Origin of the sequence: Hydrogenophaga pseudoflava NBRC 102511 (assembly GCF_001592285.1) — a bacterium.
Lineage (GTDB): Bacteria > Pseudomonadota > Gammaproteobacteria > Burkholderiales > Burkholderiaceae_C > Hydrogenophaga > Hydrogenophaga pseudoflava.
In genome coordinates, this window is sequence record NZ_BCWQ01000007.1 from 220,967 (window position 1) to 231,780 (window position 10,814).

General features: G+C 66.3%; 10 protein-coding genes. 4 read left to right on the forward strand and 6 right to left on the reverse strand.

Features of this window, described 5'->3' with window-relative positions:
* Window positions 1–7 precede the first annotated feature (7 nt).
* The 5 genes from glyQ to HPS01S_RS10945 all read right to left on the reverse strand — a co-directional run bounded on the left by glyQ (window position 8) and on the right by HPS01S_RS10945 (window position 5,034).
* Window positions 8–913, reverse strand: coding sequence for a glycine--tRNA ligase subunit alpha (gene glyQ / locus HPS01S_RS10925; RefSeq protein ID WP_066155370.1), 906 nt, complete (start codon window positions 911–913; stop codon window positions 8–10).
* Between the two features lie 91 nt (window positions 914–1,004).
* Window positions 1,005–2,843: an apolipoprotein N-acyltransferase gene (lnt, locus tag HPS01S_RS10930; RefSeq protein ID WP_084397269.1), complete on the reverse strand. Its 1,839-nt coding sequence runs from the start codon at window positions 2,841–2,843 to the stop codon at window positions 1,005–1,007.
* An 11-nt stretch (window positions 2,844–2,854) separates the two neighbouring features.
* Complete coding sequence (locus HPS01S_RS10935) at window positions 2,855–3,721, reverse strand: CorC family transporter (RefSeq protein ID WP_084397271.1); 867 nt, start codon at window positions 3,719–3,721, stop codon at window positions 2,855–2,857.
* 86 nt (window positions 3,722–3,807) lie between these two features.
* Window positions 3,808–4,485, reverse strand: a complete 678-nt coding sequence (locus HPS01S_RS10940) for a GNAT family N-acetyltransferase (protein WP_066155373.1) — start codon at window positions 4,483–4,485, stop codon at window positions 3,808–3,810.
* A gap of 75 nt (window positions 4,486–4,560) precedes the next feature.
* A complete protein-coding gene (locus HPS01S_RS10945) occupies window positions 4,561–5,034 on the reverse strand; it encodes an Lrp/AsnC family transcriptional regulator (protein WP_066155377.1) in 474 nt (157 codons plus the stop codon).
* A gap of 118 nt (window positions 5,035–5,152) precedes the next feature.
* Here HPS01S_RS10945 and hppD point away from each other — a divergent pair, with 118 nt between their 5' ends.
* A complete protein-coding gene (gene hppD / locus HPS01S_RS10950) occupies window positions 5,153–6,274 on the forward strand; it encodes a 4-hydroxyphenylpyruvate dioxygenase (protein WP_066155379.1) in 1,122 nt (373 codons plus the stop codon).
* Here the strand turns inward: hppD and HPS01S_RS10955 are convergent.
* Entirely contained in the window at window positions 6,264–7,238 is a 975-nt protein-coding gene (locus HPS01S_RS10955; protein ID WP_255284198.1) for an esterase/lipase family protein, read from the reverse strand. The genes hppD and HPS01S_RS10955 overlap by 11 nt on opposite strands.
* Before the next feature lie 98 nt (window positions 7,239–7,336).
* Between HPS01S_RS10955 and HPS01S_RS10960 the strand changes: the two genes are divergently transcribed.
* From HPS01S_RS10960 to HPS01S_RS10970, 3 genes are read left to right on the forward strand one after another with little or no spacing between them, the layout of a single operon-like run.
* Window positions 7,337–8,074 (forward strand): FFLEELY motif protein, encoded by a 738-nt coding sequence (locus HPS01S_RS10960; RefSeq protein WP_084397273.1) that lies wholly within the window; start codon window positions 7,337–7,339, stop codon window positions 8,072–8,074.
* A gap of 46 nt (window positions 8,075–8,120) precedes the next feature.
* Window positions 8,121–9,833 (forward strand): AMP-binding protein, encoded by a 1,713-nt coding sequence (locus HPS01S_RS10965; protein WP_371836597.1) that lies wholly within the window; start codon window positions 8,121–8,123, stop codon window positions 9,831–9,833.
* Between the two features lie 17 nt (window positions 9,834–9,850).
* Window positions 9,851–10,783 carry an MBL fold metallo-hydrolase gene (locus HPS01S_RS10970; protein ID WP_066155382.1) on the forward strand — a complete coding sequence of 311 codons (933 nt, stop codon included), beginning with the start codon at window positions 9,851–9,853 and terminating at the stop codon, window positions 10,781–10,783.
* The last annotated feature ends 31 nt before the right edge of the window (window positions 10,784–10,814 follow it).

Sequence of the window (10,814 nt, forward strand, 5' to 3'; positions counted from 1 at the left end):
CTCCGGCTCAGGCGGCTTTCTTTTCGATCTGCGCCACCCACTCGCGCGGTGCCATGGGGAAGCCCAGGCGCTCGCGGCTCTCGTAGTAGCTCTGCGCCACGCTGCGCGCGAGGTTGCGGATGCGGCCGATGTAGGCGGCGCGCTCGGTCACGCTGATGGCGCCGCGCGCGTCCAGCAGGTTGAAGCTGTGCGCGCACTTGAGCACCTGTTCGTAGGCGGGCAGCGCCAGTTGCTGCTCCATCAGGTGCCTGGCCTGCTTCTCGTGCGCGTTGAAGGCGGTGAACAGGAAGTCGGCGTCGCTGTGCTCGAAGTTGTAGGCCGACTGCTCTTTCTCGTTCTGCAGGTAGACGTCGCCATAGCTCATGGTCTCGGTCCACTTCAGGTTGTAGACGTTGTCCACACCCTGCAGGTACATGGCCAGGCGCTCCAGGCCGTAGGTGATTTCGCCGGTGGCGGGCTTGCAGTCGATGCCGCCGACCTGCTGGAAGTAGGTGAACTGCGTGACCTCCATGCCGTTGAGCCACACCTCCCAGCCCAGGCCCCAGGCGCCGAGCGTCGGGTTCTCCCAGTCGTCCTCGACAAAGCGGATGTCGTTCTTCTTCAGGTCGAAACCCAGGGCTTCGAGCGAGCCCAGGTAGAGCTCCAGGATGTTGGCCGGCGCGGGCTTGAGCACCACCTGGTACTGGTAGTAGTGCTGCAGGCGGTTGGGGTTCTCGCCATAGCGGCCGTCCTTGGGGCGGCGGCTGGGCTGCACGTAGGCGGCCTTCCAGGGCTCGGGGCCGATGGCGCGCAGGAAGGTGGCGGTGTGGCTGGTGCCGGCGCCGACCTCCATGTCGTAGGGCTGGAGCAGGGCGCAGCCTTGCTTGTCCCAGTAGGACTGCAGGGTCAGGATGATTTGCTGGAAGGTCAACATGGTCGGGTGCCGACGACGGGCCGGTCGGCAAGGTGATGCGGTGTGTGGCGCGGCGGCCGCCCCAACGGCGGGCCGCGCAAAACCCTGGATTTTACGGGCCGGCCTGCGCGTCGCCGCCGCCCGCGCGCACCGGCCGGCGCGTCCCCAGGCGGCGCACCAGCAGCGCCAGCGCCACCACCGCCAGGCACAGTCCCCAGACCGGCCCCTGCCCCCAGCGCGAGGCCCAGGCGGCGTAGGGTGTGAGGCCCGTGCGCCCCTGCACCGAAACCTCCAGCCGGTCGCGCACCAGGCGCGGCAGGCGCTGCGTCACCACGCCACGGTGGTCGATGGCGGCGGTGGCGCCGGTGTTGGTGGCGCGCAGCATGGGGCGGCCCAGCTCCATCGCCCGCAGGCGCGAGATCTGCAGGTGCTGGTCGATCGCCACGGTGTCGCCGAACCAGCCGATGTTGCTCAGGTTGACCAGCACCGTGGGTGCCACAGCCGGGTCGGCGAACGAGGCCGCCAGCTCCTCGCCGAACAGGTCCTCGTAGCAGATGTTGGGTGCCACGCGCTGGCCCGCCCAGTTCCAGCCCGGCTGCGCCAGCTCGCCGCGCGCGAAGTCGCCCAGCGGGATGTGCATGAGGTCGGTGAACCAGCGGAACAGCGGCGGAATGAACTCGCCGAAGGGCACCAGGTGGTGCTTGCTGTAGCGGTAGAAGCGCTCACCCGGGAAGCCCCCGTCGCGGCCCTTGAGCATGTCGGCCGACAGCCCCCAGGCCGAGTTGGTGTAGCCCGACTCCATGGACCCCAGCGGAATGCCGACCATCACGCCCAGGCCCGGCGACCCCACCGGGGCCGACGACTCGATCACGCCGAACAGCGGCTCCCAGAACTCCGGCCCCAGCTGCTGCGGCAGCACCGGGACGGCCGTCTCGGGTGCCACCACCAGGTCCGGGCCGGCGCCGGCCAGTTTCGCGCGTGCGGCATCGACGATCTGCGCCGGGTACCAGGTCAGCGCCGTGGCGACACCGGTACCGGTCTCGAACTTCTCGTTCTGCGGGATGTTGCCCTGCAGCAGCCAGACGCGCAGCGGCCCCGCGTCGCCCGTTCCGCGCAGGCCGGCGTCGCGCCAGCGCTCACCCAGCACCACACTCAGCAACAAGGCCAGGGCGACGGCGCCCGCTGCCACCTGGCCCAGGGTCGTGGTCCAGTGACGCACCGGCGCCTGCAGACGACCGCCGATCCGGCGCACGTTGGGAAACAGCCGCCGCAGCAGCCCACCCCACACCGCAGGCACCAGCAGTGCCAGCGCGTAGGCCAGCAGCGCCGCGATCAGCCCCATGCCGTAGACCCCGACCCAGGGCGCCCAGGCGGCCATCAGGTCCGCCTGCGCATAACCGCCGGCCCCCCAGGGCAGACCGGTGAGCCAGCGGCCACGCACCAGCTCGGCCAGGGTCCAGAGCGCAGCAAACAGCAGCGCCTGCAGCCAGCGGGGCCGCGGCGCCCAGGCGCACAGCGCCCACGCCGCCAGCCCGTAGAACAGGGCCAGCGCGCCGGACAGCGCCGCCACGGCGAGCACCGCCATCCACGAGGCGAGGCCGCCGTAGGTGTGCATCGAGACATACAGCCACCAGAGGCTGCCGGCCAGCCAGACCCAGGCGAACACCCAGCCGCGCCAGAAGCCTTGGCCGTTGCGGTGGGCGTGGCGCAGCGCAAACACCAGCAGGGCCAGCGAGACGATCTGCAGCCAGCCCGAAGGCGCCCCGGCCACGACACCGGGCGGCGCCCAGGCCGGCCACGGCCAGGCGAGCGAGGCGGCCTGCAGGGCACCACCCAGCACACAGACCAGGAACCAGAACACACCCGAGCCCCGCGCCGGGCGGCCGGGCGGCAGGCCCGTCAACGGGGACAGACTGGAGGGCGTGTGCAGGTTGCCGAACAGGCTGCGCATGGGCCGGGGGGTCAGGCGCCGGTGGGCACGGGCATCACCTTGAACCACTTCACCGCACCGCCCTTGGTGTGCAGCACGACAAAGCGCAGGCTGTCGAGCTCGTGCATCTCGCCGCGCTTGGGCACGTGGCCCATGGTGTGGGCGATCAGGCCGCCGATGGTGTCGAAGCCGTCCTCGGCCAGCTTGAGGCCAAAGGACTCGTTGATGCGTTCGATGGCGGTGTCACCGCTGACCCGCCAGGTGCCGTCGGCCAGGGCGAAGATGTCGCCGTCATCTTCGGCCACATCAAACTCGTCCTCGATCTCGCCGACGATCTCCTCGAGCACGTCCTCGATGGTGATGAGTCCGGCCACGCGGCCGAACTCGTCGATGACGATGGCCAGGTGGTTGCGGTTGCCGCGGAATTCGCGCAGCAGGTCGTTGAGCCCCTTGCTCTCGGGCACGAAGGTGGCCGGGCGCAGCAGGGCGCGGATGTTGAGCTCGGGCGCCCGCTGCAGCTTGAGCAGGTCCTTGGCCAGCAGGATGCCGATGATGTTCTCGCGCTCGCCCTCGTAGACCGGGAAGCGCGAGTGCGCGGTGCCGATGACCAGGTGCAGCAGCTCGTCGAACGGTGCGTCGATGTCGAGCACGTCCATGCGCGGTGCCGCCACCATCACGTCGCCCGCGCTCATGTCGGCGATGCGGATCACGCCTTCGAGCATGACGCGCGATTCGGCGTTGATGATGTCGTTGTCCTCGGCCTCGGCGAGCGTCTCGATCAGCTCGTCCTTGGAGTCGGGCCCGGGGTGGATGAATTCCGCGAGCTTCTGCAGGAATCCACGTTTGTCTTCATGCCGCAGGCTGCGCTGCGGCCCCGTACTGGGGGGGTTGTCGGCCACTGGGGAGAGGGGGTGGTTGAAACAGCGGCAAAGGATACCGCAAGGCCGTGACACCGGCCAGACGCCGCGTCAGCGGCGCAGGGGAGTCACTTCATCCGGTCGCGCGAATCGCGCACGCCCTGCCGGATTTCCTGCAGCAGCGCCAGCGCGTCCCAGAAGTTCTTGGCCTGGGCCTTGAGCTGGTAGTTGGTCAGGGCCAGCTGCTCATCGATGAGCTCGGTGACGCGGGAGTCGAAATCGGCCGGCGGCAGGCGCAGGTGCGCCTCGGCCTCGGGACCTTCGCGCTCGATCGACGCGCCCGCCTTGCGCGCGATGCGCAGCATGGCAGTGTTTTCGGACAACGCGTGGATGAACAGCTGGCTCACGCCTTCATTGCGCGCGTGCATCACGGCCCGCTCGAACAGGCGGCGGCCATAGCCCCGGCCGCGAGCCGACTTCGACACCGACACACCGAACTCCGCGCAGCTGGCGCAGCTCGGGTCGATCGAGTAGGCCAGGTGCGCCATGGCGATCAGTTCCAGCTTGCGGTTGAAGATGCCGAACAGTTCGTCGCGCCCGAAGTTGAGCTTGTCCACGTAGCGGGCGATCTGCTCGTCGTTGGCGGCGTATCCGAAGCGGAGGTAGCGGTCGTGGGGCGTCAGCGCCAGCAGGTGCGCCTGGATGCTCGCCGCGTGGGAGCGGCCAATGGAACGGATCGGCACCGCAGCGCTGGCGGCCGTGGGCGTGCGTTCCGGTGCGGGGGTGGCGGTGGCGTCGTTCGACATGGCGTGAATGTAAGGGTTTTCCCTATATCGACAAGGTCGTATGGCTCTAAATCCGGAAATGCCCGATGAACGGCGTCAGACCGGCAAGGCGGTGGTGCTCTTGACCCGGTCCATCACGAAACTGGTCTTGCAGTCCTGCACGCTGGGGTGGCGCAGCAGCACGTCCATCATGAAGCGCGAGTAGGCGGCCATGTCGGCCACCACCAGGCGCAGCAGGAAGTCCATCTCGCCGGTCAGCGCGGCGCATTCCACCACCTCGGGCCAGCCCATCACGCTGGCGCGGAACTCGTCCATCGGGTTGCGCTTGGCCGCACCGCTGTGTTTTTCCAGCCGAACGTTCACCCAGGCGGTCAGGCCCAGGCCCACGGCCTCCGGTTTGACCAGCGCGACGTAGCGGGCGATCACCCCGGTCTCTTCGAGCCGACGGACGCGGCGCAGCACCGCGCTGGGCGAGAGCCCCACCGCCTCGGCGATCTGGTCGTAGGTGGCGCGCCCATCGGCCTGAAGGCTGCGCAGGATGTGGCGGTCGAGCTTGTCCAGTGCTTGCATACGCATCATTCTGCAGGAATCATGCAATCTGGACCAGTGGCGCGCCCCATTTCGCAGCGATCGTGCGACCCTGCGCTTCTACAGTGGCGCATTCAGCCCGATCACAAAGGAGACCACCATGAACGCCAGCCTGCCCGCTTCCGCAACGACCGCCCTGAGCACCTGGGACAACCCCATGGGCACCGACGGTTTTGAGTTCATCGAGTACGCCGCGCCGGACCCGGCGGCCATGGGTGCGCTGTTCGAGCGCATGGGCTTCAAGCCGATCGCGAAACACCGCCACAAGAACGTGACGCTGTACCGCCAGGGCGGCATCAACTTCATCATCAACGCCGAACCCGACAGCTTCGCGCAGCGCTTCGCGCGCCTGCACGGCCCCAGCGTCTGCGCCATCGCCTTCCGCGTGCAGGACGCCAAGGCCGCCTACGAGCGCGCCATCGGCCTGGGCGCCTGGGGCTACGCCAACGCCGCCGGCCCCGGCGAACTGAACATCCCGGCCATCAAGGGCATCGGCGACTCGATCATCTATTTCATCGACCGCTGGCGCGGCAAGAACGGCGCCAAGGAAGGCGACATCGGCAACATCGGCTTCTACGACGTGGATTTCTACCCCCTGCCCGGCGCCGAGCTGAACCCGGTGGGCCACGGCCTGACGGTCATCGACCACCTGACGCACAACGTGCACCGCGGCCGCATGGCCGAGTGGGCCGGCTTCTACGAGCGCCTGTTCAACTTCCGCGAGGTGCGCTACTTCGACCTGGAAGGCCAGCAGACCGGCATCAAGAGCAAGGCGATGACCAGCCCCTGCGGCAAGATCCGCATCCCCATCAACGAGGAAGGCAACGACAAGGCCGGCCAGATCCAGGAGTACCTGGATCGCTACCAGGGCGAGGGCATCCAGCACATCGCGCTGGCCTCGACCAACCTCTACGACACGGTCGACGCGCTGCAGATGGAAGGTCTGAAGCTGCTGAACACCAGCGAGACCTACTACGAGCTGCTGCCCAAGCGCATCCCGAACCACGGCGAGGACATCGAGGCGCTCAAGGCCCGCAACATCCTGGTCGACGGCGCACCGGGCGAGCTGCTGCTGCAGATCTTCAGCGAAAACCAGCTCGGCCCCATCTTCTTCGAGTTCATCCAGCGCAAGGGCAACCAGGGCTTCGGCGAGGGCAACTTCAAGGCGCTGTTCGAGACCATGGAGCTCGACCAGATGCGCCGCGGCGTGCTCAAGGGCTGAGCCTTCCCTGGAGCGCCGGAAGGGACAGCGTCCCTTCCATCACCTCGTCCTCGAAGGCCATGGCGACATGCGGCTGGCCGTGGACGAAGCGGTTGTCGGCCCCGGGCAGTGTGGCCGTCGAGGCGGGGAACACGATGTTGTCGGCACTGGAGTACCAGCAGGTGAACGGCGCGTAGGTGCCCGTGGGCCAGCGCAGCTCCTCGTGCTGCCGCAGCGCCCGCAACCAGGGGCCGTCCTGCCGCATCTGCCGCCCGTTCGGCAAGTGGCTGAACTGCGCCAGCCAGGTGCCGTGGTGCGGCGAACCGATGGTGACGATGTGGCGCACCAAGTTGTCGGTATCGGGCGTCGCGGCGCGCCAGGCGCGCACCGCCAGCCCGCCCATGCTGTGACACACCAGCACAGGCGCCACGCCGGTCAGCGCATGGGCGCGCCGCACGGCCTCGTCGATCAGCGGGATGTAGTCGTCGATCGACCCAAAGACCGGCTCCAGGTTGACGCTGGTGTACCGCAGTCCGCGCGAGCGCAGCCTCTGCATCCACGGCAACCAGAAGCCGCGGTTGCAGACGAAGCCGTGCACGAAGACCACGGCCGGCTGGCCCGTTGCCCCGGCGGCATGATCGTCCGGCAGACACCACCATCGAAACGGCTGGCGCCAGGAAAACACCCGCGGCGCCGCCTGCACTTCGCGCCACCAGGCTTTCACCAGGGTGCGGGCGGTCGCCTGGGGCGCAGGATCGTGGCGGTTCACATGGGCGACGGCGAAGAACTCCAGCCCCAGCACCAGCGCATAGCCGAACAGCAGCAGCACGCCTCCGACGGCCACAGCCCAGCCCGGTCGCCCCCAGCTCCAGGCCATCCACCCGGCGAACAGTCCCACGGTGGCGAACACGATGAGTTGCTGCAAGCGGGCCAATGTCGAGCTTGAGGGCGTCGCCGCCATGCCGGAAGGGTGTGGGTGCTGCATGAGCAGCACTATGTCATGTCCGGCATCTGGACGGTCTCCGTCGCCCTAGAGACCAGTCACTAAGGTGCCGTGCATGGCGGCGATAGACTCCGACGACCATGCCGCAAGCTTCCGCCGCCGACCGCATACGGGCCCACCTCGCCACCGTCGACGCTCTGCGCACGCAAGCCCGCAGCGACGGAATCAACGCCGCGGTGTCTGCGATCAAACGTCTCCAGGCTCAGCGTTTCCAGGGCACCTACGCTGATGTGCTCGCGCACCGGGTGCAGGGCGCTGCGGCTCGCTTCTTCCTGGACGAGCTGTACGGGGATCACGACTTCGGCCAGCGCGATGCCCAGTTCGGGCGCATTGCCGGCGCCATCGAGCGCCTGTTTCCGGAGGCCGTCGCCGAGCTGTCGGTGGACCTGGCGGAAATGCACGCACTGACCGAGACCCTCGATCACACGATGGCGATGCACTGGCTGGCGCAGGATCCGAAGGAGTCCCCCGCGAAGCGTTACGTGCAAGCCTGGCGGGCGACCGGGCGGCGAGAGGCCCGTGAGCGGCAGCTGGGTGTTGTCGGGCACATGGGACTTGAACTGCAACGGCTGACGCGTAGCAAATCCTTGCTGATGTTGCTCAAGATGATGCGGCGCCCTGCTCAGGCGGCCGGGCTGTCCGATCTGCAGCATTTTCTCGAAGCTGGCTTCGCCGCATTTGCCGAGTTGGGGGACGCCCGCCCCTTCCTCTCGATCATTGCAGCGCGCGAACGGCGCTGGATCGATGCGCTGTTCAGCGATGACCTCACGGTTTGCGCTGCCGCGCTCGGCGCTGAGCTTTGTGCGACAGGGCCCTAGGGCTGGCCCTGAGGCTGGGCGGGAGCGGGACCATCAGAATCGCTGCATGGACCTCGCTACCCCGGAAACCATCTCGCGCCCCTGGCTGGCCCACTATCCACACGGTGTGCCGCACGACATCGATCCCTCACAGTACCGGTCTCTGGCCGCACTGCTCGAAGAGTCTCTGAAGAAGAACGCCCGGCGACCAGTCACTGTCTGCATGGAGCGCTGGATGACGTACGGAGAGCTCGATGAGCACAGCGCTGCGCTGGGCGCATGGCTGCAGGCCCGAGGCCTTCCGGCCGATGCGCGCGTCGCGGTCATGTTGCCCAACATTCCGCAGTTCCTCGTCGCGATGACCGCCATCATCCGCGCTGGGTTCACGGTGGTGAACGTCAATCCGCTCTACACGGCGCGCGAACTGGAGCACCAACTCCGGGACTCGGGCGCCGAGGCCATCGTGATCCTTGAGAACTTTGCAGCAACGCTGGAAGAGGTGATCGAGCACACCCCCATCCGCCACGTGGTCGTTGCCAGCATGGGGGACATGCTGGGCTTCTGGTACGGGCGCTGGATCACCTTCGCCGTGCGGCACTTGTCGAAAATGGTCAAGCCATATCGGCTGGCACTGACCGGTGCGACCGGCCCACGCACCATCGTCAGCTTCCGCCAGGCCCTGGACGAGGGCAGCAGGCTGTCGTTTCGCGCGAGCCAATCCTGCCACGACAACACCGCCTTCCTGCAATACACAGGCGGCACCACGGGGCTGTCCAAGGGAGCGGAGCTGACGCATCGCAATATCATCGCCGCCACTTTGCAAGCCGAAGCCTGGTTCCGCCCGGCGCTTGGACGAATCGGCGATGTGCGCAACATCAACGGCATTGCCGCCTTGCCGCTCTATCACATCTTCGCTCTGACCCTGTCACTTCTGGCGATCCGTTGGGGCGCCCACATGACCCTGGTTCCCAATCCGCGCGATGTGTCCAGGTTCGTCGAAACCCTGTCGAAGCGACCTTTTCATCTGCTGCCGGCGGTCAACACACTGTTCAATGCGCTGCTGCAGAACCCGCGCTTCAGGCAGCTGGATTTTTCTTCTCTGCTGATGTCGCAGGCAGGTGGCATGGCCGCCTCCGAAGGCACGGCCCGGCACTGGATGGCCGTCACGGGCTGCGCGATGGTTGAAGGCTGGGGCATGAGCGAGACCTGCGCCATTGGCACCAACAACCCGGTAACCAGCCGGCAGTTCAGCGGAACGATCGGCCTGCCCTTGCCCGGCATTGACATCGCCATCAAGGACGAGGCCGGTGCCAGCCTCCCTGTCGGCGAGTCCGGAGAGATCTGCATCCGGGGCCCCAACGTCATGCGCGGCTACTACCGACAACCTGAAGAAACCGAACGCGCGTTCACGGCAGATGGGTTCATGCGAACCGGCGACATCGGCGTGATGGACGAACGCGGTTACACCCGCATCGTCGATCGAAAGAAGGACATGATTCTGGTGTCCGGGTTCAATGTCTTTCCCAGCGAACTCGAGAATGTGATTTCGTTGTGCCCGGGCGTGCTTGAATGCGCCGCGGTTGGTGTCGAAGACGCCAAACAAGGCGAGGCGGTCAAGGTCTTCGTGGTTCGTAGCGACCCCACACTCCGGGAGGAGGATGTGGCCAGGTTCTGCCACGACAACCTCACCGGGTACAAGCGGCCCAAATACATCGAGTTTCGCGATGAGCTCCCCAAGAGCAATGTGGGCAAGATCCTCCGCCGCGCCCTGCGCACCTGACCTCAGGGCGTCCACTCGTGCTTTCTTCAACTGCCCGTGAGCGCCTCACCCGCATTGGTGCAACGCTGTTTGAACGTGGATGGCTTTCGTCTAACAACATCCTGATCACAGGTTCCAACGGAGCCACAGCGCTCATAGACTCCGGCTACTGCACCCACGCCGACCAGACCGTGGACCTCGTCGAAAAAGGGCTTGGAGGACGCCGTCTCGGATTGCTCCTGAACACTCATCTTCACAGCGATCACTGCGGAGGCAATGCCGCACTGCAGCGCCATCACCCTGGTCTGCAAACGCTGATTCCCTCGGGGTCGGCAGAAGCGGTTCGGCTGTGGGACACCGAAGCGCTCAGTTATGCCAGCACGGGACAGCAGTGCCCTCGCTTTTCATTCGATGGCGTTGTTCGCCCGGGAGAGAAGCTGCGGCTCGGGGACTGGACGTGGGAAGTCCACGGTGCCAAGGGACACGATCCACACGCGATCGTTCTTTTTCAACCCGACAACAGTGTTCTTCTTTCTGCTGACGCGCTCTGGCAAAACGGCTTTGGCGTGGTGTTTCCGGAACTCGAAGGTCTATCCGCCTTTGACGAAGTCGGACAGACCTTGGATTGCATCGAGTCGCTTTCGCCTGAGGTCATCATTCCGGGCCATGGTGGTGCGTTCGAAGACCTTCAATTGGCGCTGGAGCGAGCGAGAAGCCGCCTGCGGCGTTTCATGGAATTCCCTGAACAGCACCTGAGGCACGCACACAAGGTGCTTATTAAGTTCAAGCTGCTCGAATGCAAGAGCATCAACTTTCAGCACCTGCTTCGATGGGTTGAGCAGACCCCGTATCTCGCCAAGGCCGCATCGTCTAAAGAACCAGCACGCACACAATGGCTCGAAGAGCTGATTTTCGACCTAGAGCGCAGTCAAGCCATCAAGCGCGAAGGCGACTTGATTCTCGATCTCTAGAACATCAAGCTCTGTTTTTTATGCTCAAAAA